Raw genomic sequence first — 25,698 nt, forward strand, 5'->3', positions numbered from 1 at the left:
GTCCTAGACTGTGGCATACTCTAATCATTTAGCGGATAGTCATGGCTTGCCATTATTCTACCTACCATTCATTAGCGTCAAAGGAGGCTCTTTTATGATTAAATACCAAAGCCATCGCTCATTATTTTCTGTTGCAGCACTATTTTTTGCTGCCACTGCCCTCACTACCGTAACGGGCTGTAGCTACAATAATGATTTAGTCGTTGATAGTACGGCTAATAGTACTGCCTCTATCCAGACGCCTGCTATAAAAATGGTCGTTGGTGATTATGCTTCTTTAGGTTATGACAAACGGGCGCAAGGTGACGACTGGGTGGGTGTCGTGGTAAGAGCAGATGACGTAGATGACGGCGACCAGATTAATATCCAAGTACGCGCTCGTAGCGATATAAAAAAACCGACCTGCCATTTTGATGGAAAAGCTACCTTGATGGGTCAAGATGAAGCGCATGGTGTTATTTTTCAGACTACTGTTGATGACAGTACAGCCTTTTTCCAATTCAAAGATGGCAAGCTAACTATTGATAGTCAAGATAAGTATGTACTGAATCAATTCTGTTCTGGTGGCGGTACGCTAGTTGGCGACTATCAGAAGCTTTCAAGTGATTTAGAACTAACCTAAACGCTTTATGTTTGAACTGCTAACCTTTAATGACGAATAAAAAAAGGTGCCAAAATATAAATCTGGCACCTTTTTTATGAGTGGCTTTTTATCAAAAATAAATTGCGATCTATACCGCGGATGCCCCAGTCAATTTGACCTCAGCACGGTCATCGATAGCGATACCTGCATAATAATTGCGTAAAATCTCTAGTACTTCTGGACGACTAAAGTTCTCTGGGACATCGAGATCCTCTGATAGCGCTTTACGTAGCTTGGTGCCTGATACTTTCACATGCTCAGATGCTTCATGCGGACACGTCTTATCAGAGGCCATGGCATTACAAGCATTACACCAAAACGTCCAGCCAATCTTGAGCGGCTGAGTAATGAGATCGTCTTTACCGACATATTCAAAGATAGTCTGCGCATCAAATGCGCCATAATAATCACCGACACCAGCATGGTCACGACCAACGATCAGATGGCTACAACCGTAGTTTTGACGGAATACGGCATGCAATAGCGCCTCACGTGGCCCAGCATAACGCATATCAAGCGGATAACCTGCCTGAATGACAGTATCTTTTCTAAAGTAATTATCAATCAAAGTTTTGATAGCTTCTTGGCGCACGTCGGCTGGGATATCACCTGGCTTTAGTGCCCCTAGCAATGAATGAATCAAGACCCCATCACAAATCTCAATAGCAATTTTGGCAAGGTATTCGTGCGAGCGGTGCATTGGATTACGCGTTTGGAAGGCGGCAACTGTTTTCCAGCCTTTGGCGTCCAGTATTTCCCGTGTCTCAGCAGGAGTTTTATAAATCTCTGGATATAGGGTTGGGAACTCGCCTTCGCTTAGGACTTCGACACTACCCGCGATATTTACTTCACCTTGGTTTAGTACTTGCTGTACGCCCGGATGTTCGCTATCAGTGGTGGTAAAGACTTGCTGACACTCATGTTCTTTATCGATGGTATAAGTCTCTTCTACCGTCAGTATGCCCATAATCTCATTATCTTGGGCGACCAATGCAACTTTATCACCTTGGTTTAGACTATCGGCGGTCGCTTTCGGTGCTGACAACGTAATAGGAATCGGCCAAAACAAGCCAGCATTGTCACCACTTTTCAGACGCATATCATCGACCACACCTTGCCAATCCGCTTGGTTCATAAAACCATTCAATGGGGTGAAACCGCCAATACCGAGCATAATCAAATCGCCACGCTCACGTGAGCTCAGAGTAATCGTCGGTAAGGTGCTGGCAAGTTGCAACGCTTGCTTGCGAGCATCACCTGTTAATAGTAACGGCTTAAGATCGCTGCTACCGTGTGGTGGTACAAGCTTTGATGATTGTTGATTATGGGCTGTAGATGTCATATTGATTTAGAGCCTTTATAGGTAGGTATGAAATAAGTCGTAATAAATTTGATAAACATAGGCTACCTAACTTTCTTTATGAAAATTTATGCTGTGTTTGGATATGGATATGACTTAAAGGAATTTATGTTTAAAGGCTTAAACTTATATGATAGTGAAATTACATTGTTTGCACCGCGATTAGCCATAAGATTTATCACACACGCAAATCATTTTCGTTGCTGATTTTAAGACTAAAAACAAAATTGAGATTATGTCATGTATCAATATAATTACGCTGACCAGACCTTGGTAGAGGAACGAGTCGCCCAATTTCGCGACCAAACCGAGCGGTTTTTGGCAGGCGAGCTGCCAGAAGAGCAATTTTTGCCACTGCGTTTGCAGAACGGCCTCTACATCCAACGTTATGCGCCGATGTTGCGTATTGCCATTCCTTACGGGTTACTTGCCAGCTATCAGTTGCGTAAATTGGCTGAGATTACCCGTAAATATGACAAAGGCTACGGACACTTCACTACCCGTACCAATATTCAGCTGAATTGGCCAAAGCTAGAAGATGTGCCAGATATTTTGGCGGAGCTAGCCTCGGTACAGATGCACTCAATTCAAACCTCTGGTAACTGTATTCGTAATACCACCACCGATCCTTATGCCGGTATTCATCAAAATGAGATTGCCGATCCGCGTCCTTACTGCGAAATCATTCGCCAGTGGTCGACCTTTCATCCTGAGTTTGCTTTTTTACCGCGTAAATTTAAGATTGCTGTTATCGGTACCGATGAGGACCGCGCAGCGACGCAAGTACACGATGTTGGTCTGCACTTAAAGAAAAATGAGGATGGCGAGCTTGGCTTTGAAGTCCTAGTTGGCGGCGGTCTTGGACGTATTCCTGTGCTCGGCAAAGTTATCAATAAATTTTTGCCACGTCAGCATCTACTTAGCTATTTAGACGCCATATTGCGTGTCTATAATCTGCATGGTCGCCGTGATAAAGGTAGCAAGTACAAATCACGGATCAAGATTTTGGTCGACACACTGGGCGGACCTGCGTTTGCTAAATTGGTCGATGCCGAATGGGAAGCGCATACCAAAGACGGGCCGCTGACGTTGACGGATGCAAACTTTGAGACGGCTACCAGCTTTTTTAGTGAGCCCGATTATGTGACCTTTGATGCGCTACAAGCACAGTCTGATTTGCAGCAGCAATTAAGCGCTGATAAAGACTTTGCCAATTGGTATAACCAAAACACCGTCGCACATAAGGTCGCTGGTTACCGCGCAGTCGTTATTTCTCTCAAAGCAGGCTTGGTCGATGGCAAGTATGTGCCCTCAGGTGATGTCAGCGAATCGCAAATGGATGCGCTTGCTGATCTTTCTGACAAGTATAGCTTTGGCGAACTGCGCGGCACTTATCAGCAGAATTTAGTATTCGCTGATGTGCAAACCAACAACCTCTATGAATTGTGGCAGCAGCTCTCAGATTTGCATTTAGCACGTGCCAATATCAACACTTTAACTGACATGATTGTCTGCCCTGGTTGGGATTATTGCTCACTTGCCAATGCCACTACGCATAATATTGCTGAGCAAATCGAGAAGCAGTTTAGCGATTTAGATTATCTATACGATCTTGGCGATATCCGCCTCAATATGTCGGGCTGTATCAATGCCTGTGCACACCACCATACTGGCGATATCGGTATCTTGGGTGTCGATAAAAAAGGTGAAAACTGGTATCAAATTAGCCTTGGCGGCAACTCAAGTAACGATGCCAAGCTTGGCAAAATACTCGGCCGCTCCGTACCTACCGAAGCGGTTGCTGATACCATTCAACAGATTGTTGATGTCTATGTCGATCTGCGTGCCACCACCGAGAATGACGTTGAAAGCTTTGGCGAATTGGTTGAGCGTGTCGGTATTGATCCATTTAAGGAGAAGGTCTATGGCTAATCACCACATTTTGGATAGTCACGGCGTCGATATCAGCCATAAAGATAGCTGGCATGCGTTAACCACGGATACGTTACCAGATGGTATCGCCTCGATAGACCTAACTCTACTTGAACTGCTACATAAGCAAGAAAAACCTGACGTCCTAGTACCACTCGCTGATTTATTGGACGGTTCAGGGGCGCTGGCAAGTGGTTTGGTCAAAGAGGTGTATGAGCTGATAGTCCAGCATAGCAGCCGTATTGGATTATGGGTGACCGCTGACACGGATGCGAATGCATTGAAAGAGCTAAGTGAGCTGCTAATAAAGAAGGCGCTCATCGTCATTCATGTTCCTAAATTCGCTGATGGACGCAACTTTAGCTTCGCTCAAACGCTACGTCAAATGGGCTATCAAGGTGAGATTCGTGTCGCGGGCGCGTTCGGCCGTGATCAAATTGCGTATCTATTACGCGTAGGTGTTGACAGCTTTGTGCTCAGTGAGCATGACATGCAACCAGACTCTAAATTTAGTATTGACCAAGCGTTTACTGCCCTTGCTAGCAGTTATGACGGTCGCAACGCCGTCGACTTACCGATGTTTGCGGGCGCTTAGTTTTTGTTAATCATCATTTATTAAATTTTTTCTAAACCCTTTGTTTAATCAATCCCATTTAAGGAACGTATTATGAGCCAGTTACACCCAAATTTAGACATCAACCAAGCTAACCAAGATCTGCAAGGCAAATCACCCGAAGAAATCGTGGCGTGGGCACTGACACAAGCTAAAAACCCAATTATCACTACTAATTTCCGTCCGTATGAGTCTGCCATATTGCATTTGGTCGCAAAACAGCGTCCCGATATTACTGTATTGTGGGTGGACTCAGGCTACAACACGGACGCGACCTATCAGTTTGCTAATAAACTAATTCGTGATCTTGATTTAAATGTCATCACTTATATTCCTAAACAAACCGCTGCCCATCGCAATGTCACCATGAACGGCATCCCAGGGATTGACGACCCGCAGCATGATAATTTTACAGATCAAGTAAAGCTTGAGCCATTCCGCCGCGCACTTGATGAGCTAAAGCCAGACGTTTGGTTCAATGCTATTCGCAAGGATCAAACCGAATTCCGTCAAGGTCTTGATGTTCTTAGCTTATCAAAAGATGGCGTGCTAAAAGTAGCGCCGTTATTTGAAAAAACCGATAGCGATTTAGACGATTATCTGCTTGAGCATAGTTTGCCAAATGAGTTTGATTACTTTGATCCGACCAAGGTAGAAGAGCATCGTGAGTGTGGTCTGCATACGCAGTTGTAATCAAGCGTTACCGTAACTCATCGTTTAAAAATCTCTGTTTAAAAGGCTCTTTTACACTTGTAAGAGAGCTTTTTTGTCGCAAGCGTTCTTAACATTATTCTCCCCTCTATTCCACATTCCATCAAAAATCACAACTAACATGACAAAAACGAATATGCTAATGCCAATTCACTACGTGAGCGTGTGCCTGTGATACTTCATAATGGTGGCATATCTTACATTGACTGAATAATTGGTGATGCTATGAACACCTTTCCATTGTTTTTTAAATTAGAAGACCGCAAAGTACTGATCGTTGGTGGTGGTGATGTCGCGCTGCGCAAAGCCGACTTACTCAGTCGTGCCGGCGCTGCTATCACTATCGTCGCGCCAGGTATTTGCAAAGAGCTACAAGCCTTACTTCACGATGATAAGCACACTCTTATTTTTGATAACTATCATAAAAGGTACATGACGGGTGCACGCGTTATCATCGCCGGCACTGATGTTGAAGCGCTCAATCATCAAGTACACGCGGATGCAACCGAGCTTAATATTCCGGTCAACGTGGTTGATACCCCGCATTTATGCGACTTTATTTTCCCCGCTATCGTCGATCGTAATCCTATCGTCATCGGTATATCCTCAAATGGCAAAGCGCCGGTGCTCGCGCGTTTACTTCGCGCACGGCTTGAAACCTTAATTCCGCAAGGTTATGGCAAATTAGCCAAGCTTGCCGGCGAGTTTCGTAGCGAGGTAAAAAGTAAAATCCCAACCCTGACAGGCCGTCGTCAGTTTTGGGAGCGTGCCTTTGAAGGTCAAGTTAGTCAGTTGATGTTTGCCGGTAATGAGCGTGAGGCTACTGCGCAATTACAAGCAGATTTAGACAGCACAGTAGCAGCGCTTAAAAACAGTGTTAATCATACTATTGATCCTAATACCCATAGTCCTGCTACAACGACTAGCCAGCATGCTGAGAGCTACAGTACAGAATCACTATCGGCAACTGCGCCTGTAGCAACAGACGAATTAACCGCTACTCAAAATGCTACTATTGTTGGTGAAGTCTATATCGTTGGTGCTGGCCCTGGTGATCCAGAGCTTTTGACTTTTAAGGCGCTGCGTCTCATGCAACAAGCGGATATTGTCTATTATGATGCGCTAGTATCACCGCAAGTATTGGATCTATGCCGCCGCGATGCCGATAAAGTATTTGTCGGTAAAAAGCGTAGCAACCATGCGGTAGCTCAGCTTGGTATCAATGAGCTGTTGGTCAATAGTGCAAAAGAAGGTCGACGCGTCGTTCGTCTAAAAGGTGGCGATCCCTTTATCTTTGGACGTGGCGGCGAAGAAATTGAAAGCTTACGTGCGCATGGTGTACCTTATCAAGTCGTACCCGGTATTACCGCTGCTAACGCTGCCGCCAGTTATGCTGGTATTCCGCTGACTCACCGTGACCACTCACAATCAGTACGTTTCGTCACTGGATTTTTGAAGGCTGGCGCACCCAATAGCAATTTTAAAAGCTTTTTAAATACTGATGAGACCGTTGTGTTTTATATGGGTTTGCATTCGCTGGCGCGTTTGACTGAAGGTTTAATTGACGCTGGGCGCAGTAGCGACACCTCGATAGCTATCGTCTCCAACGCCAGTATGCCCAATCAGCAAGTATTAACTGGTACGCTTGAGACTATTGTTGCTCAGCAAGAACAAGCACAACTACCAACCCCTGCCTTACTTATCATGGGTGACGTCGTCAGCTTACATCATGATTTGGCTTGGTATAAGCTACACAATCAGCAAAACAATCAAAATAGTGAACATACAGCTAGTAACTGGCTACGTGAAGGATCAGCTACTACGGACAAAGATTCAAAAAAACCTATAGACCAGCAAGCCCATGCGCTATCTATGGTGGCTAATTTGGCTGCACAGCAAGAAGAAGATTTGGAGCAGTTGGTGATTGGTTAGGTTTTATTATTAATTTCTAAAAAGCTAAGTCCTACCGATAATATATTGGCAGGACTTTTTTTATGCGCTTGCAACAGAGCAGAAGAGCAAACCGCAACAATTCTTGCTAGAATGACAGCTTTCTAATAAACATTCTTAAGCTCAACTATGTCTACACCTGCCGATACCAAGTTCATGCCTACTAAACCTTTAAACATCTTACACACCTCAGATTGGCATTTGGGGCGCAGGCTGTACGGCCGTATGCGTTATGACGAGTTTGAGGCCTTTCTTGACTGGTTATACGGCACCATTAGCGCGCAAAAAGTCGATGTATTAATTGTCGCAGGTGATATTTTTGACACTATGACGCCGAGTAACCGGGCGCAAGCGCTATATTATGAATTTTTAGGTAGGGTCTCAAAATCATGCTGCCAACATATCATCATTGTCGCGGGCAATCATGATTCCCCTACTTTTTTAGACGCTCCAAGCAATGTATTAAAATTCTTAAACGTCCATGTCATCGGCACCGCTTGCGAGGACTTAAACGATGAGGTCTTGGTATTAGATGACACAGACGGCGCGCCGCACTGCATCATCGCCGCTGTGCCTTATCTGCGTGATCGTGATGTCCGTAGCAGTAGCGCTGGTGAGTCGATGGGTAGCAAAGACGCCAATGTCATCAACGGCATTCGCGCCCATTATGATAACGTCGCCAGTATTGCCAAAGCAAAGCAAACAGAATTAGCCGAAGCAAACCAGCGTTATATCCCGATCATTGCCACAGGCCATCTGTTTGCAGCTGGCGGCAAGACTACCGAAGACGACGGCGTGCGCGATCTTTATGTCGGTTCGCTTGGTAAGGTGTCTGCTGATATGTTTGACGATGGCTTTGATTATGTCGCCCTTGGGCACCTGCACGTCCCGCAGCGGGTCGGCGGCCGTGAGACCATTCGCTATTCAGGCTCACCGATTGCCATGGGTTTTGGTGAAGCCAAGCAACAAAAACAAGTATTGCTGGTACAGTTTGGCGATGTGAAAAATGATTTTAGCGAGCAAAAATCGGCATCAAATACTACTGCTACAAGCAGTATGCCTCAGCTTACCGATACAGTGACTAAGATTGAAAAATCGGTAGAAAAAGCCGCTAAAAAATTAGCCAGTCAGGCGACTGACTTTATGGACGATTTGTTTGGATTTGACGAGCCATCGGTTAGTGATAATAAAGATGAGATGGTAAAAACTGCTGCCATAGAAAACGCTTTTGCTAATCAAGACGAACACAATCAATCACTGTCTATTGATACCGCTACTACCAATAAAACCCTGTACCGTAATGATTCTAATCAGATGCAAGTAGTTTCCCTACCTATTCCAAAATTTCAGAAACTGGCACAAATATCAGGTGATTTGGAATCGATTAGTCAGCATATTGATAAAAACATTCAATCTCTTGATGCAACAGACTCTATTTGGTTAGAAGTTATTTATACGGGCGATGAGGTTATCAGCGAGCTGCGTGAGCATATTCAGGCAATGATAGAAGGCTTGCCGTGTAAAGTGTTAAAGATTAAAAACACGCGTACCTATAATAAAGTGCTGAACCAACAACAAACCTCTGAGACTCTCCAAGACTTAAATGAAGCAGAGGTATTTGAGCGTTGCCTGACCACTCACAATATCCCTGATGAACAAAAATCGTCCTTACGTAACGCGTATGATCAAATCGTTTATAACCTGCAGCATGAAGATACTCAGGCTGAATAACTGAGGCTAAATAATAGCAGCACATTTTAGATGCCAGCTGATAGCTTCTTCACTTCTTACCACTACTCTCTTTATAATTGCTTTATACAAAAATAAGACCTGCCCATGCGACTGATTGAACTGCGACTAAAAAACCTCAACTCCCTAAAAGGTGAATGGCACATCGACTTTAGTGACCCCGCTTTTCTGAATGAAGGCATTTTTGCCATTACTGGGCAGACGGGCGCTGGCAAGACCACCATCTTGGATGCAATTTGCTTAGCGCTTTATAGTCAAACGCCAAGATTGGGCGATATTACCGGCTCGACGAACGAAATCATGACCCAAGGTACGGGTGAATGCTCAGCAGAAGTTATTATCGAGATTGATGCCAAACGTTATCAATGCTATTGGTACCAACATCGCGCTCACAAAAAAGCCAAAGGTAACTTATTACCGATTAGACATGAGATTAGTGAGGTCAAAACTGGCAAAATTTTAGAAGAGAAAAAATCCAAAACTTCCGCCTATATTCAAGACCTCATCGGCATGGATTTTAATCAATTTACCCGCTCAATTATGCTAGCACAGGGCAGTTTTGCCGCGTTTTTAAAGTCTGATATTGGCGATAGAGCGGCCATTTTAGAGAAAATAACCGGCACTGCCATTTATGCCAAAATATCGCTAAACGTCCATGAGAAACATCGTACTGAAAAAGAAGCGCTTGGCAAGCTACAAGCAGGCGTGGATAGCTTATCCTTGTTAAGCCCTGAGGATGAAAAGCGACTGGCAGCAGAGTTAGAGACTCTGAATGAGCAGCAAAGCAAGCAGCGCCAAACCTTCAAAACCCTAAGCGAGCAGCTACAATGGCTGGACAGCGTTCAGCAGCTACAGCAAAGTTTATCAACCTATCAGACCGAGTTTGTAGTGGCACAGCAGGCACAGACAGATTTTATTCCAGAAGCCGAGCGCCTAGATATTGCTAATAAAGCCTTGGAAATTGATAGCCACTTTCGAGAGCTAAGCTATAGCCGAGAGTTGGTCAATCGACTTAGCAGTGAACAACATCAGTTACTCAGTAAGATCCCATCTCAGCAGGCAGTGCTTACACAAGCTACGACTCATTTAAACGATATCACTACCATTGAAAAGCAAGCAACAGATAATCTGCAAACCACTCTGCCTATTATTACAAAGACACGTGAGTTGGATGCTGAGATAAAACAGCAATCCCATTCTTTGGTAGACGATAATCAACGTAAAGACGACTTAGTCAATAATACGCAGCGATTACGCCACGAAATAGCCAGCCACAGCCAAATAGAACAAGACACTAAGACTCAGCTTAGCAGTATAGAAAAGTATTTTAGCGATTTCCAAGAACTAAACGCTCTCGACACAGACGTGGCGACCTTTGATAGCAACTGTAGCCGGTTAAAAGCATTGTTAGAAGATAACGTCAGCTTAGCGGCGGATAAGTTTGCGCAGGACACTCAATCAAGCCAGCTACAAGCTCGTTTTGATAATTTATCTAAACAGCAAGACGCAAATCAGATAGCGATAACCAAGCAACGCGAGCAACTTACAAGCTTACAACAGCAGCAAGCGGCACTTATCGAAAAACAATCGCTTGCTAGTATGCGCCGTGAGCAAGAGCAAGTCGATCAGATAAGCGCTCAGATTGTACAAGCCAGCTTTAAGCTACAGCAGCTGTCTGAACTTACTCGTCAAATCGAAAAGACGAAGCTCTCGCTACCCACACTAAATAAGGAATTAACTTCCTTAGAAACACTCATTGCTGATCATAAGTCAGATATTGAAGTTACTAAGCTCAAAAAACAAGAAAGACAAGAGCATCTAGATTTGTTGCAAAAGGTCGCCAAGCTTGAAGATTATATAGCAGAACTAGAAGATGGGACGCCCTGCCCACTCTGCGGTGCGCATGAACACCCTTATGGCGCACATCATCCACTACTAGACAATGACAATGCTAATCACAATCAGCCGTCTAAAACACAACAAGCTCGGCTACAAATAGCGGAACTAGAGACCATTATTGATAATCTTGAGCAGGCTTTATCGAAACATCGTATCGACCATGCCACAAAAAAAGAGACACTGAATAACCAAGAGCAACAATTAGCGCCCCTACAGCAGCGATCTAAAACCTTACATGAGGATATCCAGTCTGACCTACATTTGCTATTTGAGACTAAGAACGATTACTCTGAAGCAATCGCAGCAATTATCGACCCTCTTACGCAGATAAACGATAACATTGATGCGACTACTGCGAACATAGAGCTTATCTTATCCTTATTAGACACCGCCAAACACCACCTGACTGAACATAAACAGTCTCTTAAAACTATAATGGACAAATATGAGCACTTAACTGAAAGTGCGACAAAACTCAGTACGGCTATTGAAGCTGATGAAAAAAAGCAACAAGCGGTCAGTCATGACATTAACAACCTGACAACTAACATCAAGCTTAACTCGCAAAAGATTGTTGGAATAGAAGATAAGCTTGCTGCTAACTTCTCGGAGCTAACGCCGGTTATGACTACTGTTTCATCGCTAACGCACAAGTATCCTGCAGATAAATATAAAGATTATTTAACGACGGCGCTCAATGCGGCAGACGTATCTGAAGCACTTAAGCAACTAGATGATAGTTTTGATAAGCAAACGGTAATAGATCGCGCAGACTATGACCGTCATATTGAAAAACTGCGTCAACAGCGCAGCGCTTTAAACCAGTTAAAACAACATTTTAATGAGCAAAAAAATAGCCAGCATCAGCTGACCAATACCTTAAGCAGTTTGACTGCGCAGATTGAAACCAAGCAAACGCAGCTTAGTCATGATGAAATAGCGCTCAAAGAACTGCACAATTCAATTACTAATAAAATTAGAGTTATTGAACAATTACAGCAAGATAGAAAAGAGATTTTTGCAGATAAAAATACAGATACTGAAGAAGATCGGTTACGCAATATTGTCGATGAAGCGAAATCTAAGCAAGCGTCTGCACAAAGACAGTTAGATAAGGTAGAGCACGATTTAGAGCAGTTGGAGCGTAGCAAGCATCAGCTGACCACAGAGCTGCGGTCTGCGACTACCACCTTAAATACGCAGCAAAGCGCCTTTGCAGAGTTACTTACAGAGTCACAGTTCGTGGATGAAGCGGCATTCGTTAGCGCTCGCTTGCCGAAAGAAGCGCGAGAAGCATTACATACACGTAAATTAGCACTTGATAATGCGCTACAGCAAGCGAAACTACAATTAGATAGTACCCAGCAAGCGTTAACGCTAAAACTTGCTACTGCTATGACCGAGGAAAGCCAAGAAACGCTTGCAAGCCAGCATCAGCAAATACAAACGGATATCGATGAGTTAAGTCAAAAAATCGGTGCAATTGACCAAAAGCTCAAAGATAACGATAATCAAAAAGGCCAACAAGCGGAACAGCTCGTTGCGATTGATGCGCAAAAACAGAAACTACAAATCTGGCAGCAGCTACACACGCTAATTGGCTCAGCTGATGGCAAAAAATATCGCACCTTCGCCCAAGGCTTAACGTTTGAGGTCATGATTAGTCATGCCAATACGCAATTGCAAAAGATGAGTGATCGTTATTTACTCATTCATGATGATAGCAGTCCGCTTGAGCTTAATGTCATCGACAACTATCAAGGCGGTGATATTCGCAGTACCAAAAATCTTTCTGGCGGTGAAGGCTTTATTATCAGTCTAGCATTGGCGCTTGGTCTTTCACAGATGGCCAGTCATAACATTCGCGTTGACTCTTTATTTTTGGATGAAGGCTTTGGTACGCTTGATGAAGACTCCTTAGATATTGCACTCGACACCTTAACCAGCTTACAGCAAGAAGGTAAATTGATCGGCATCATCTCTCACGTACAGGCGTTAAAAGATCGTATCTTAACCCAAATAAAAGTCGAAAAACTCTCTGGCGGCTTTAGTCAAATCAGTGGTCAAGGCTGTCAAAAGATAGTCATATAAAATCATCAAAAAATAATAATGGCTTGTATCAGCCAATAAAAGCCCACTGCTAAATAAATTAACAGTGGGCTTTCATAGGTATCACAAATACTAATTACTTGGTAACAATACCACTTAGTTCACTCATTAGTACTGACAGTGTTGATAAACCAACCTGACTGTCTTCATCTTCACCATAAATATCATCAAGCTTATGCATCTCTGTCGTTACTGCTGCTAGCTGATCGAGATGACGAGAACGCCACTCGCTAAATGCTTGCTTGGCATCTGGTTTAGATAACAGCGCATCCATCAATAAGCGCAAGCTACGTGATAGCTCATTGACTAGGGCATGGCGCGCACGGCGATCCCAATAATCATGCTGCGGTAAAGTGGCGATATTATCCATCATCCAATCTAACTGTAAGACATGGTACGCCTCAAAGTACAGCGTTGCAATTTCATCGACAGGTCGCTCATATTGCTCAGCCAATAATGCCGCATCTAGCGCATCGACATGATAAGGTAGCATCGCAAACATCGTCGCATCACTCTCGGACAGATCTTCTTGCATCAAGCTGGTGGCATCCTCTTGCAAATATTCTGCAAATTGCTGTTCAATGAAACCGCCAGATTTGGTTAATTTTTCAACACTGCTTCTAAAGCGATTAATCATATCAGCGACTTGCAAGTCTTGTCCAAAGGCATTGATAAACCAGACAACACCTTGCTCAAGCGCATCACGCAGACGCAGCTCAAGTTTTAGCAGCAGTGTTGCGTCAATTTGGTTATCTAACGCTTCAAGCTTTTTCCATGCTATTGAGACATTGAAGACATCACGGCTAATAGCGTAACCCCGTACGATGGTTGCCAATGATTGATCGGTTTCTTCATAGAGACGGAACAGTGCCTCAATACCTAAGCGGTTAACCACACTATTGGTCAAATAAGTACTAATAATCTCACGATGCAAGCGGTGCTCAGTCATCTCATCAAAGAACCGCGTAGCCAGCTCATCAGGGAAGTACTTACGTAACTCATTGACGAAATACGGATCATCTGGCAAATCAGACAGTAGCAGATTGTCATATACCCACATCTTGCCATAAGCCATGACGACTGCTAACTCTGGGTTGGTTAGGCCAGTGGTTGCTTTTTGACGTTTGGCAATATCTTCATCCGATGGCAAATACTCGATCGCGCGATCCAGACGCCCTTCACTCTCCAACATCTGGATAAAGCGTTGATGATCACTTAAATTGGCCGCCGCACGAATGTGGCTGAGCTCAATCGCTTGGGGTTGTAGATAGTTTTGGCGCAATACCAGCTCTGCTACGGTATCGGTCATAGACTCAAGCAATTCATTACGCTGTTTTAAGGTCATATCACCTTGCTCAACGACTTTGCCAAGTAAGATTTTGATATTAACTTCGTGATCTGAGCAGTTAACACCGCCTGAGTTGTCGATAGCATCGGTATAAATACGGCCACCTGTTTGTGCATATTCGATACGGCCTTGCTGAGTAAAGCCTAAGTTACCACCCTCACCCACGACCGCCGTACGCAGCTCACCACCATTGATACGTACCGCGTCATTAGCACGATCACCGACATCGGCATGGCTCTCGTTTTCGCTTTTCACGTAAGTGCCGATACCACCGTTCCAGATGAGATCAACAGGCGATTTTAGTAATGCACTGATAAAATCATTAGGCGCAAGACTATCTTCACTGATATCGAACAGCGCTTTCATCTCAGCACTGATGGTGATGCTCTTATCTTGACGAGAGAACACACCGCCGCCTTGACTGATGAGCGATTTTTCATAATCATCCCACGTCGAGCGTGGCATTTTAAACAAACGCTCGCGCTCTGCGTAAGAAGCAGCGGTATCAGGATTAGGATCAACAAAGATATGCAGATGGTTAAAAGCAGCGACTAGCTTGGTATGGGTAGATTGCAGCATACCGTTACCAAAGACATCACCACTCATGTCACCAATACCAACCACAGTAAAGTCATCACGATTTTGGATATCCATACCACGCATACGGAAATGACGCTTGACGGACTCCCAACCACCGCGAGCCGTAATACCCATCGCTTTATGATCATAGCCAACTGAGCCACCTGAAGCAAAGGCATCGTCCAGCCAGAAGTTATATTCAGCAGACAAAGCGTTGGCAATATCAGAGAACGTCGCTGTCCCTTTATCGGCAGCCACTACCAAGTACGGATCATCTTCGTCATAACGCACAGTATCAGCTGGCGGAACAATTTGTCCATCAACGATATTGTCAGTGACATCAAGCATACCGCGTAAAAACGCTTGGTAGCAGGCAATGCCTTCTGCTTGAAACGCTTCACGGCCATCAGCCATGGTTTTGGTTTTGACAATAAAGCCACCCTTTGAGCCTACTGGCACAATCACCGCATTCTTAACCATCTGCGCTTTGACTAGTCCGAGTACTTCGGTGCGGAAATCTTCCATCCGATCTGACCAGCGCAAACCACCACGAGCCGCCTTGCCGCCACGCATATGTACTGCTTCAACGCGTGGTGAATAAACAAATATTTCAAACATCAATTTAGGCTTAGGCAAGTTAGGAATATTGGCTGCTAAGAACTTAAACGACAAGCGGTCTTTACGCTGATCATTGCTATCGGTTTGATAAAAGTTTGTACGTACCATGGCATTGATTAAGTCCAAGTACCAGCGCAAGATTCGATCTTCATCCAAACTATCTACATCTGCCAATGCAGCGATGATTTGTTGTTCAATCTGAGCGGTCTTTTCGCGGCGTTCTTCTTCACTATGTTTAGGGTTCATGCGCGCATCGAACAAACTGCCTAAAGTCACACTGATAGCGCTATTTTTCACCACAGTTTGCTGGATATAAGCACTAGAAAAAGGTGCTTTTGCTTGTATCATATAGCGCGATAACGCACGCAGTACGACCACATCATAAGTATCTAGTTTAGTAATTAATACCAGCTCGTTAAAGGAGTCACTCTCAACACGTCCAGCCCAAATTTGCTTTAGACTATCTTCAAACTGACCACGCACGACTTGCATATTGACAGTATTAACGTTTTCTAATATCAGCTCATATTCTTGCATCCAAATCGGCTGATCTGGCAGGTCAAACTCATACGTCTGTGCTGAGATAACTGATACACCAAAGTTTTCTAGAATCGGTAGTACTTTGGATAAAATTACTGGTTGATTGCGACCGTACAGTTTTAAATGTAACTGATTTCCTGCATCTCCTGTTGACTGGTATAAGTGCCAAATCATCGGCTGCTCATCGCTCAAGCTTGCCAAACGCTTAGTATCTTCAACCGCCGTACGCGCATCAAAACGCTCTTCGTAAGCTGCAGGAATGTAGTCTAGGAAACGACGCGTTAAGGAATTGGCTTGTTGTTCCCCAACATTATCAAGCAGCATTTGCTGATAATGATCAGTCCATGATTTCATAAGTGCTGATAGTTCAGCCTCAAGTGCAGCGTTATCGACATCGTTAACTTGACCTGGTACCGTGCGCACGTGTACATGTACGCGTGCGTGTTCAGATTCATTGAATTCGGTCGTAAAGCCAGATGATGTGCCACCATAAGCTTCTTTTAGCACTTTTTGTACTTCAATGCGCAATTCAGTGTTGAATTTATCACGAGGGATATAAACGAGGCACGACACAAAGCGCTGATAATGGTCAATACGGCTAAATAAGCGTAGGCTCTTTTTGTCCTGTAATTGGGTAATACCAGAAACGATAGGATATAACTCTTCAACGCTGGCTTGAAATAGATCATCACGCGGTAAAGTATTAATGACATGCATCATTTTATAATAAGCATGTCCTGCACGCGGTAAGTCAGCCATTGCCATAATTTTGTTGGCTTTTTCACGTAACAGCGGGATTTGTTGTACGCTAAGCTGATAGGCTTGAGATGTTAAAAGACCAATAAAACGGTATTCACCAACCAGTTTCCCATTATCATCGAACTTATGAATACCTAAGAAATCCATATATACTGGGCGATGAACAGGAGACACGCGGCTTGATTTGGACAGCATTAACACTCGTGGCTCGGTCAAAAGCTGTTTGAGTTCTTTAGGCAGTCTATCAAAGCTTTCTGAAAGCTTATCTTCTTCAGCACCGCGTAGTAGACCAAGACCACTATTACCAATGGCAAACAAATCTAGATCGGCATTTTGATTAGCACCGCCTTGTTTATTGTCTGACTTGTCATCAACAGCGATATAATTGCCACCTTCGAGACGATACTCACGATAGCCTAAAAATATAAAGTGGTCGTCTAAAATCCAATCTAAAAAGGCTTGAATTTCTTGCTGAGAATAATAAACTTCCGGTAGTGGCTTTTGTGACAGCTCAGTTTGAATATCAGTTAAACGTGCACGCATCTCCTTCCAGTCGCCAACCACGGTATCAAGCGTATCAACTTTATCTAAAAGTATCTGATGTAGCGCCTCTAACTCATCATCATTTTGATATGCAATCTCGCAATGGATGAGCGACATATTAGACGTCGCACTTTCATCAGCATTATCAACTTGGGTCAAATCGCCGTTTTCATCTCGCGTCACGCTGATGATTGTATTATAAGTGCGGTGAACATCGATACCTTGTGCTTCAAGGCTCATAAGCATTGTATCTACCAAAAATGGCCGATCGTATGCCACCATTTGAATAATAGTATGTGAGCTATGAAAATGCTGTTCTTCAGCGATAGGGTTAAAGACCGCTAACTGCGGCTTACTACCTTCATAGGCTTTTAGTAGCGTAAAGTGATGTAATGCCATACCTGCCAAATCAGCATCATTTATGACGTCTGCAGTTTCATGGTGCAGCGGTCGGTAATAGCTATTGATAAAATGATCAAGTAGTGATTTGTCTTTTTGCACATAACTGGTTGCAATATCACTTATCTGGCCAATGCGCTCTTTTGTGATACCAAGAGAGTTGGGCATAGCGTTCGTCCTTTTTATAAGTTTGATTTTTTTAATTAAATGTCGTTTACGTTTTTGTTTGATATTCTACTATTCAAACGTCTTTGACCCGTATACTTCGCTAGTCTGATGGATTGTAACCCACCTATCAGTATAGCTAAAGTGTAAAAAATTATTTCATGAATACGTACCGTCTTGATAACCTTTATTCATAAGATATTTGTTCATTATATCGCTAATTTGATAGTAATATCTTTTAAATATTCTTTTATGTAGATATTCTATGCTTTTACTAAATGATAGTAGACAATATTTTGACCAAACAAATTCTTTAGGCAATGTCGGTGGGTAGATATATATTGATAAGGTTGTCTGAAGTAAGGTTAGCCAATAGATACGAATGGCAATAGGTGAGACTTTTTTGTTAGAATACAGCAGTATGTTTAACAGTGTTTTACTGTTTCACTATTAACGCTTAATTAAGGGTAAGATGTATGATGAATATTTTGGTGATCGGCTCAGGTGGTCGCGAACACGCATTGGCTTGGCAATGTGCCAAAAATGATAACGTGCAGCGTATCTATGTCGCACCTGGTAATGCTGGCTCCGCTTTGGAACCCAAATGCCAAAATGTTGTCTTAAAATCTACCAGTAGTGACGCTAGTGAACATAGCGCTGTCATCGAATTTTGTCAAAATAATGCCATTGATATGGTCATTGTTGGTCCTGAAGCTCCGTTAGTTACCGGTATTATCGACGCTTGCCGTGATGCTGGTATCAAAGCATGGGGGCCGACTGCCTATTGCGCTCAGTTAGAAGGTTCAAAGACCTTTGCTAAAGAATTTATGGCTCAGAACAATATTCCTACTGCCGCCTATCAAGGCTTCACCGATGCGACGGCTGCTAAAGCTTATATCGATGAGCAAGGCGCACCGATCGTTATCAAAGCAGATGGTCTCGCTGCTGGCAAAGGCGTTATTGTAGCTGAGACTATTGAACAGGCTTATGATGCAATTGACGATATGCTAGCGGACAATAAGTTTGGCGATGCTGGTAGTCGTGTGGTGATTGAGCAGTTTTTACAAGGCGAGGAAGCAAGCTTTATCTGTATGATTGATGGTGATAACATTTTACCAATGGCGACCAGCCAAGATCATAAGCGTGCGTATGAAGGCGATACTGGTCCCAACACAGGCGGTATGGGCGCGTATTCTCCAGCACCAGTAGTCACTCAAGACGTGCATGATAAAGTGATGGCGCAAGTGATTCAGCCAGTGGTTGATGCCATGAAAGCTGCAGGTCATCCTTATACAGGCTTTTTGTATGCAGGTCTGATGATCGATAAGTCAGGCGACCCTTATGTCATCGAATTCAATTGCCGTTTTGGCGATCCAGAAACGCAGCCTATTTTGATGCGTCTTCAGTCATCTATGGTAGACTTAATTGCTCAAGGACTGGCAGGTCAATTGCCGAATGCAGCTAAATGGGATACGCGCCCTGCCCTTGGTATTGTTATCGCCTCTAAAGGCTATCCTGAAACTTCATCGAAAGGTGATGTGATTGCTGGCTTGCCCGAACTTGGCGTTGATAACGATGACTCAGTCAAAGTTTTTCATGCAGGTACTGCATTTTCTCAAGATGGCACTGACCTTGGTTCACAAGATGCAAGCTATGATAATAATGCTAAAGAAGTGATTACAAATGGTGGCCGTGTATTGTGCGTGACTGCTTTAGCAGATAGTATTTTAGACGCGCAACAAGCAGCACTTGCCGTCACAGGTGCTATCAGTTTCGATGGTGCGCATTATCGCCGTGACATAGGTCATCATGCTATTACACGCGAGCAGTCTTAGACCCAGTCGTATTTGAGACAGTATATTTTGTCCCAATATTTTGTTTTATTAATAAGTTATATGACTCAAACCCCAGTTTAAACATGAGCTGGGGTGTTTTAGTATTTTCATTCGTATTATGACCTAAAGGTCAGTACGACTTTGTATACTAACCTTGCATGTTCCTTGTATTGTTAGTCTTAAACCCGCAAATCAGTACAATCTGATGAATGGTTATATTTATGGCACATGATACGTCTAGACCTTCTAATAACAATAGGCAATCAATTGACACCCTAAAAACCTCTGGGTTTGAACGTCGATTATCGATTGCCAAAACCTCTTTGAACATTGGTCGTCGTTGGGCAGGTAATAGTATGTCTGGTATATTTTTGGATAAGCAGGCACGCTCGAAGCGCAATCAAGTTTTTATGGAGGCGCAAGCAAACTATGTCGCAGAAGAGCTAGGTAAACTAAAAGGCTCAGTGGTTAAGATTGGTCAAATGTTGGCGTTGTATGGTGAGCATATATTACCGCCAGAAATCACCAAAGCGTTGCAAACGCTTAATGATGACACGGCTACTCTCGCTTGGCCAAAAATAGAACAAACCCTTCAGCATATATTAGGTGACAAGCTAAATGAGCTCGAAGTGGATTCGGTTCCTATTGGTACCGCCTCCCTTGCCCAAGTTCACCGTGCAACGGTACTAGAAACTGGCGAGCAAGTCGTACTAAAAATACAGTATCCAGGTGTAGCAGAAGCGATCGACTCTGATCTTGCACTGTTTAAACGCTTACTAAAGGTAAGTAACGTGGTACCACAAACACGTGCACTTGACACTTGGTTTGAAGAGATACGCGACCTACTCCATAATGAAGTTGATTACAATACTGAAGCTGCAACGACAGAGCGCTTTTATAGTCGTCTGGTTGACGATCCTCGCTATATCGTACCGAAGATTAATCGTAATTACTCAAGCAAGCGTTTACTGTGTATGACTTATGAGCCTGGTGTCTCTGTCACCTCAGAAGCGCTGCAATTGATATCGCATGAACGACGCAATGCTATTGGTCAAGCAGCCATAGAAGTTATGATGCAGGAGATTTTCGTTTGGGGTGAGATGCAAACTGATCCAAACTTTGGTAATTACTTGGTACGTATCAGTGATAACTTTGAAGAGTTAGATAAACTTATCTTATTAGATTTTGGCGCTATTAGGCAGTTTGATAATACGCTATTGACCATTGCGCGTAACTTATTACGTGCAGGCTACCATCATGATCATCAATTAATGGTAGAAGGTATGACAGGTTATGACTTTTTTAATACGATGAGTGATAAAGTTCGTTCCGATATCGCCTCATTATTTTTGCTTGCGACAGAACCTTTTAGTCATCCTGATGCTAACCTTGATATTCCTGCAGACTGTTTAGATGAACAAAAACGTTATATTTGGGCCAATAGTAAATTGCATTCACGTATATCAGAGCGTGCTACACAAGCGATTCAGTCGTTCGAATTTAATTTACCTCCAAAAGAGTTTATGTTTATTAGCCGTAAATTTATTGGTGCTTACACTTTTTTGACGGTTGTTAATGCGCATACTAATTCAGAAAAATTGGTAAAACCTTTTTTATAAAATTATTATCGACCCTCCTTAAATTTTGAAAACCGCTCTTTGTAGCGGTTTTTTATTGTTTTACCGTTTTATTTGCTTAGGCTATTTTATATAGTTATATCTCAATAATGCCATTCAGTTTTACATAATTTTCCATTACTTAGGCTATTTACTTTTGTCATTACTATACGTTGTTTGCACACCAATCATCAAACCTTGTTTTATAACCTTGAGGCTTTGTCATGACTAGCTCCCAACACGTCTCCCCTCGAGCTAAATACTTGACTTCAAAGTGAGTACGCTGACTTTCAATAGCTATTTTATGGCGATTGTTAGGCAATACCCAAACAGTCGTCGCCTGCTCAACTGCATTGTCCATATAGGTGTCTATATTGGTTGCCAGAATCACAGTGCCGCCTATTTGCAAACGAGATAATAAAAATTCGAAGAAAGGCATATTTAGCCACTGCTGATTAAGGTTATGCTGTTCTGGGTTTGGATAAAGCAGATAAATACTTGTCAAACAATCGGGAGGCAGCGCGTGTACAGTCCATGCAATAGCATCAGCGTGGATGGGTGTTAGGTTATCTGGCAGTTGTTGCTCAAATAGTTTGGTGAAAGCTTCAAATTTATTACGTGTACGTTCAATAGCAATCAGATGTTTATCAGGATGCTCGGCTGCAAAACTAAGTGCATGCTTGCCCTTCCCTGCTCCAATCTCCAACACCAAAGGCATATTACTGTTACTATTTTTTATAACGCTTGGAACGGTAAAATCACGCGGTGCTGAGAGTTTTTGTGGTTGAAATGCACGCTTTTGCTGATGCGTAAACTCAATATTTTTAGTCATCTACTGTCCTTAAAGCATTTGTCTTTTGTCATCATCGAGCCCCATGCTATTATATAGGCAATTCACTTTAATAGTAATATGACAACAGTGAGTAACGCGTTAGGTTCTATCAATCGCAGCATAACAAAGGATAGATAGGATTGCGTATTACTGTTTCTTAATAATACTGAATGCTACCAATAAATTTGAGACTACTATTACCCTTATTATGACTAAAACGACTCCCGACACTTCCCCTAAGACCTATCCTTGCCCGCGTTGTGGTACTCAGACCACATGGCAGGACAATAAATACAAGCCATTTTGTAGCAGTCGCTGTAAGCTGATTGACTTGGGCGCATGGGCTAATGAGGACTATACTCTACCTGCAGAAACCACCCCTTTCTCTGACGAGCTATAGCCCATACCTTTTATTTTACTAACTTATCATCTTAAGGATGTTTTGCATGTCAGCTACTTATCTGATGCCTACCTATAATCGTCAGCCTATCAGCTTCACCCATGGTTCGGGAAGCTGGTTATATACCAAAGATGAAACTCCATATTTAGATGCACTTACAGGCATTGCAGTGTGCGGCTTAGGGCATTGTCATCCGAAGGTTACCGAAGCTATTCAGCAGCAGGCTGCCACTTTGGTTCATACCAGCAATTTGTTTGGCATCGATTGGCAAGAACGTGCAGGAGAAGCACTTTGTACTGCAGCACAAATGGATAGCGTGTTTTTTGCCAATAGTGGTGCTGAGGCCAATGAAGCTGCTCTAAAGATGGCGCGACTTTATGCTCACCAGCAAGGCTTTAAACGTCCAAAAGTTATTGTGATGGAGCAATCATTTCATGGTCGTACTTTACTATCGTTATCAGCGACTGCCAATCCTAAAGCGCGTGAAGGTTTTTATACCTTAGATGATGATTTTATCCGTGTGCCCTTCGGTGACATCGCAGCTATCAAACAAGCGGCCAAAGATTATGATGATATTTGTGCAATATTCATCGAACCTATTCAAGGCGAAGGCGGTCTCAATACTGCAGCTAATGGATTTAGCTATTTAGAAGAGCTACAAGCACAATGTGAGACAAACAACTGGCTCTTTATGATTGATGAAGTACAGACTGGCAACGGACGTACGGGCAAATATTTTGCTTATCAACATAGCAACGCTCGTCCTGATGTATTGACTACTGCTAAAGGCCTTGGTAATGGTTTTCCTGTAGGCGCCTGTATGGTACGCGGACGTGCTAACGGCTTATTCGGCGCAGGCAGTCATGGTTCTACTTATGGCGGCACACCGCTTGCAAGTCGCGTAGTACATAGTGTGTACGATGTATTGGCAAATAGCGGCATAATGGAAAACGCGTTAACCGAAGGTCAGTTTATTCGTAAAAGCATAACGGACGAGCTGCAACAATACGACGTTAGTAGTCGCGGTGCTGGAATGATGATAGGTATTGTCTTACCCAATACCATGGACTGTAGTCAGCTGGTGGATCTAGCACGCGATGAGCACAAACTAATCATCAATGTCACAGGCGGTCATGTCGTACGCCTATTACCGCCACTAAACATCAGCCGTCATGAAAGCCAGCAAGTTATTGAGCGATTAGTTAACTTATTGAGGCCCTTACTTTAAACTGGTTTTGTCATATACTTGATATATACTAAAGACCAAAGAGCCCTAAATAAGATTTATTTAGGGCTCTTTTCGTATCTCTATAACTTTACGCTTATTGACCATTAACAAGCATGGAAGTATTTTTTTAAAACTTCTAAGCAGCGAGTAATCTTTGCAGGCTGCTGCTCACGATTTAGGGTGACTGCATATAATACAAAGCTTGGTAACTGATAACCTGTCAATACTTCCACCAATTCACCACTTTCTAACTCTTTTTTAGCATCCATCTCCAACATTCTAACCAAACCATGCCCCTCTTTGGCCAAAGTAGTAGCCATAAAGACATTGTTGGTATGAATACGAGAGTCCATCTTTATACGCGTCTTTTTGCCAGTTTCGGTCTGGGTAAGCTCAACTTGATTAGAGTCTTTCATGATGTCAATACAAATTAGCTGATGCATCGCTAGATCTTTTGGGCTTTCAAGTTTTTTACGCTGACGTAAATATTGCGGCGATGCAATCAGTACTTGACGTACATCTGTCAACGGATGACTACTTAACGTAGAATCATTGATTGTGGGGCTCATACGTATGGCAATATCAATGCGCTCATCAATCATATCAATATAATGATTGTCCGCAAGATAAGTGATACTTAAGTCGTCATGCGCCGCCATCCATGTAGATAATGCTGGCAAAATATGATTAACGCCAAGCTCAGGTGTAGTAGCAATACGCAAACTACCTGCTAACTCATCACGCAACTGATTAACTTTAATTCTGCCCTGCTCTGCAGCACTAACGACATCTTTGGCCGCTTCATAAAAACTCTCACCTGCTTCAGTCAGGCTTAACTTGCGTGTAGAGCGATGTAATAACACTACACCTAGCTCATTTTCTAGTGATCGTATCTGTTGGCTGACTGCACTAGTTGTGATGCCAAGCTCACGAGCCGAACCACTAAAAGAGCCATGTCCGACCACACTGGCGAACACAGCCATACCGCGTAAATTATCTAACATAGTCTCACCTGGTAAACTTTCTGGTTGTTAATATAACTTAACCAGTATATCGGATTTTGTACATTTTTCATATTACCGTATATCAGTAGTACCATTTATTTTTAAATATAAAACAAAGTAATATCAATACGTTGGCTTTTGACTATGATAATTTGTAGTTAGACGCTGTTTATAAATGATTACTTTTACTACTTGCAAGAATCTAGCAAACTATTTAATAAAAATTAACACTGAAAAAATGAATAAAATGAGATTCTCCGCCATATAAAGTAACGATGGCATAGGTATATTAATGGCTAAATAAGTTTGACCTTACCCATTTTTCCTTCGCCACGAGCAGACAAATACTGCATGACAGGTGACTCAAGTAACATGGTTTCTGCAACTGAGGTGGCTTGCAAAACGCGTTGACGCTGACGCAGCTCAGGGGTTTTATTCTCATCTTGCATCACACTGCTGTCTACTTGCAAACTTACATCTGCCTTAGGAAACTGCTGTTGTAGCTTTGCAGCCAGTGCTTGAAAGGTAGTTTGCAAATGCTTGCTATCGACACCAGTCACAAATACTGCGTCTCCATTGCAGTCGCCAGTCATCATACCTTGACGAGCAAGGGCTAACTCATCTTGCGCAAGGTTGCTATTCTCACGAGCCTCTTGTAGCCAATAGTCCCACTTCTCTGGTGTCCATTCTCCTGTCAGCTCTTGCGGTGGGCAACGTAGCAAAACACGTGGGTCATTGTCTTGAGAATATAATTGAGAATCATTTCGATTTGGCTCAGAAATTGGTTCAGGCTCAGAAATTGGTTCAGGCTCAGAAATTGGTTCAGGCTCAGAAATTGGTTCAGGCTCAGAAATTGGTTCAGGCTC

The 25,698-nt window shown here is 43.1% G+C and carries 15 protein-coding genes and 1 pseudogene; 11 read left to right on the forward strand and 5 right to left on the reverse strand.

The genetic code is table 11. The features are described 5' to 3' along the window. Positions 1–94 precede the first annotated feature (94 nt). Positions 95–622: a hypothetical protein gene (locus ACS8FC_RS10130; RefSeq protein ID WP_439261319.1), complete on the forward strand. Its 528-nt coding sequence runs from the start codon at positions 95–97 to the stop codon at positions 620–622. A gap of 109 nt (positions 623–731) precedes the next feature. On the opposite strand, the gene sat is transcribed toward ACS8FC_RS10130, so the two are convergent. Then, the gene (sat, locus tag ACS8FC_RS10135; RefSeq protein ID WP_439296660.1) at positions 732–1,985 is read right to left on the reverse strand and encodes a sulfate adenylyltransferase; all 1,254 of its coding nucleotides are present in this window, start codon (positions 1,983–1,985) and stop codon (positions 732–734) included. A gap of 258 nt (positions 1,986–2,243) precedes the next feature. Here sat and ACS8FC_RS10140 point away from each other — a divergent pair, with 258 nt between their 5' ends. The 6 genes from ACS8FC_RS10140 to ACS8FC_RS10165 all read left to right on the forward strand — a co-directional run bounded on the left by ACS8FC_RS10140 (position 2,244) and on the right by ACS8FC_RS10165 (position 12,948). Further along, a complete protein-coding gene (locus tag ACS8FC_RS10140; protein ID WP_439261317.1) occupies positions 2,244–3,935 on the forward strand; it encodes a nitrite/sulfite reductase in 1,692 nt (563 codons plus the stop codon). Continuing rightward, positions 3,928–4,530 (forward strand): DUF934 domain-containing protein, encoded by a 603-nt coding sequence (locus tag ACS8FC_RS10145; protein WP_439296661.1) that lies wholly within the window; start codon positions 3,928–3,930, stop codon positions 4,528–4,530. Before ACS8FC_RS10140 ends, ACS8FC_RS10145 begins: the two co-directional genes overlap by 8 nt. Positions 4,531–4,602: 72 nt before the next feature. Continuing rightward, positions 4,603–5,241 carry a phosphoadenosine phosphosulfate reductase domain-containing protein gene (locus tag ACS8FC_RS10150; RefSeq protein WP_439296662.1) on the forward strand — a complete coding sequence of 213 codons (639 nt, stop codon included), beginning with the start codon at positions 4,603–4,605 and terminating at the stop codon, positions 5,239–5,241. 243 nt (positions 5,242–5,484) lie between these two features. Further along, entirely contained in the window at positions 5,485–7,191 is a 1,707-nt protein-coding gene (gene cobA / locus ACS8FC_RS10155) for a uroporphyrinogen-III C-methyltransferase (RefSeq protein ID WP_439261314.1), read from the forward strand. A 147-nt stretch (positions 7,192–7,338) separates the two neighbouring features. Further along, positions 7,339–8,940 (forward strand): exonuclease SbcCD subunit D C-terminal domain-containing protein, encoded by a 1,602-nt coding sequence (locus ACS8FC_RS10160; RefSeq protein WP_439296663.1) that lies wholly within the window; start codon positions 7,339–7,341, stop codon positions 8,938–8,940. 105 nt (positions 8,941–9,045) lie between these two features. Next, positions 9,046–12,948 carry an AAA family ATPase gene (locus ACS8FC_RS10165; protein ID WP_439296664.1) on the forward strand — a complete coding sequence of 1,301 codons (3,903 nt, stop codon included), beginning with the start codon at positions 9,046–9,048 and terminating at the stop codon, positions 12,946–12,948. A 94-nt stretch (positions 12,949–13,042) separates the two neighbouring features. Here ACS8FC_RS10165 and ACS8FC_RS10170 read toward each other — a convergent pair whose 3' ends face one another. Further along, positions 13,043–17,920 carry an NAD-glutamate dehydrogenase gene (locus tag ACS8FC_RS10170; protein WP_439296665.1) on the reverse strand — a complete coding sequence of 1,626 codons (4,878 nt, stop codon included), beginning with the start codon at positions 17,918–17,920 and terminating at the stop codon, positions 13,043–13,045. A gap of 476 nt (positions 17,921–18,396) precedes the next feature. Here ACS8FC_RS10170 and purD point away from each other — a divergent pair, with 476 nt between their 5' ends. After that, positions 18,397–19,752: a phosphoribosylamine--glycine ligase gene (purD, locus tag ACS8FC_RS10175; protein WP_439261624.1), complete on the forward strand. Its 1,356-nt coding sequence runs from the start codon at positions 18,397–18,399 to the stop codon at positions 19,750–19,752. Positions 19,753–19,973: 221 nt separating this feature from the next. Next, on the forward strand, positions 19,974–21,371 hold the full coding sequence (locus ACS8FC_RS10180; RefSeq protein ID WP_439296666.1) for an ABC1 kinase family protein: 1,398 nt from the start codon (positions 19,974–19,976) through the stop codon (positions 21,369–21,371). 163 nt (positions 21,372–21,534) lie between these two features. On the opposite strand, the gene ACS8FC_RS10185 is transcribed toward ACS8FC_RS10180, so the two are convergent. Next, positions 21,535–22,200 carry a class I SAM-dependent methyltransferase gene (locus ACS8FC_RS10185; RefSeq protein WP_439261309.1) on the reverse strand — a complete coding sequence of 222 codons (666 nt, stop codon included), beginning with the start codon at positions 22,198–22,200 and terminating at the stop codon, positions 21,535–21,537. Positions 22,201–22,408: 208 nt separating this feature from the next. On the opposite strand from ACS8FC_RS10185, the gene ACS8FC_RS10190 reads away from it, so the two are divergent. Together ACS8FC_RS10190 and ACS8FC_RS10195 are read left to right on the forward strand one after the other, a co-directional pair. Then, positions 22,409–22,600, forward strand: coding sequence for a DNA gyrase inhibitor YacG (locus ACS8FC_RS10190; RefSeq protein WP_439261308.1), 192 nt, complete (start codon positions 22,409–22,411; stop codon positions 22,598–22,600). A 46-nt stretch (positions 22,601–22,646) separates the two neighbouring features. After that, positions 22,647–23,828: an aspartate aminotransferase family protein gene (locus tag ACS8FC_RS10195; RefSeq protein ID WP_439261307.1), complete on the forward strand. Its 1,182-nt coding sequence runs from the start codon at positions 22,647–22,649 to the stop codon at positions 23,826–23,828. A gap of 104 nt (positions 23,829–23,932) precedes the next feature. Here the strand turns inward: ACS8FC_RS10195 and ACS8FC_RS10200 are convergent, their stop codons facing one another. Next, positions 23,933–24,832: a LysR family transcriptional regulator gene (locus tag ACS8FC_RS10200; protein WP_439261306.1), complete on the reverse strand. Its 900-nt coding sequence runs from the start codon at positions 24,830–24,832 to the stop codon at positions 23,933–23,935. A 296-nt stretch (positions 24,833–25,128) separates the two neighbouring features. Next, positions 25,129–25,698: pseudogene (locus tag ACS8FC_RS10205) on the reverse strand (DNA polymerase III subunit gamma/tau); the annotation flags it as partial.

The sequence above is a fragment of the Psychrobacter sp. 1Y4 genome (genome assembly GCF_051847555.1).

Excerpts from the sequence above, each read along its gene's own strand:
- ACS8FC_RS10130 (WP_439261319.1), top strand. The coding sequence starts at position 95 with ATGATTAAATACCAAAGCCATCGCTCATTATTTTCTGTTGCAGCACTA.
- sat (WP_439296660.1), bottom strand. The coding sequence starts at position 1,985 with ATGACATCTACAGCCCATAATCAACAATCATCAAAGCTTGTACCACCA.
- ACS8FC_RS10140 (WP_439261317.1), top strand. The coding sequence starts at position 2,244 with ATGTATCAATATAATTACGCTGACCAGACCTTGGTAGAGGAACGAGTC.
- ACS8FC_RS10145 (WP_439296661.1), top strand. The coding sequence starts at position 3,928 with ATGGCTAATCACCACATTTTGGATAGTCACGGCGTCGATATCAGCCAT.
- ACS8FC_RS10150 (WP_439296662.1), top strand. The coding sequence starts at position 4,603 with ATGAGCCAGTTACACCCAAATTTAGACATCAACCAAGCTAACCAAGAT.
- cobA (WP_439261314.1), top strand. The coding sequence starts at position 5,485 with ATGAACACCTTTCCATTGTTTTTTAAATTAGAAGACCGCAAAGTACTG.
- ACS8FC_RS10160 (WP_439296663.1), top strand. The coding sequence starts at position 7,339 with ATGTCTACACCTGCCGATACCAAGTTCATGCCTACTAAACCTTTAAAC.
- ACS8FC_RS10165 (WP_439296664.1), top strand. The coding sequence starts at position 9,046 with ATGCGACTGATTGAACTGCGACTAAAAAACCTCAACTCCCTAAAAGGT.
- ACS8FC_RS10170 (WP_439296665.1), bottom strand. The coding sequence starts at position 17,920 with ATGCCCAACTCTCTTGGTATCACAAAAGAGCGCATTGGCCAGATAAGT.
- purD (WP_439261624.1), top strand. The coding sequence starts at position 18,397 with ATGAATATTTTGGTGATCGGCTCAGGTGGTCGCGAACACGCATTGGCT.
- ACS8FC_RS10180 (WP_439296666.1), top strand. The coding sequence starts at position 19,974 with ATGGCACATGATACGTCTAGACCTTCTAATAACAATAGGCAATCAATT.
- ACS8FC_RS10185 (WP_439261309.1), bottom strand. The coding sequence starts at position 22,200 with ATGACTAAAAATATTGAGTTTACGCATCAGCAAAAGCGTGCATTTCAA.
- ACS8FC_RS10190 (WP_439261308.1), top strand. The coding sequence starts at position 22,409 with ATGACTAAAACGACTCCCGACACTTCCCCTAAGACCTATCCTTGCCCG.
- ACS8FC_RS10195 (WP_439261307.1), top strand. The coding sequence starts at position 22,647 with ATGTCAGCTACTTATCTGATGCCTACCTATAATCGTCAGCCTATCAGC.
- ACS8FC_RS10200 (WP_439261306.1), bottom strand. The coding sequence starts at position 24,832 with ATGTTAGATAATTTACGCGGTATGGCTGTGTTCGCCAGTGTGGTCGGA.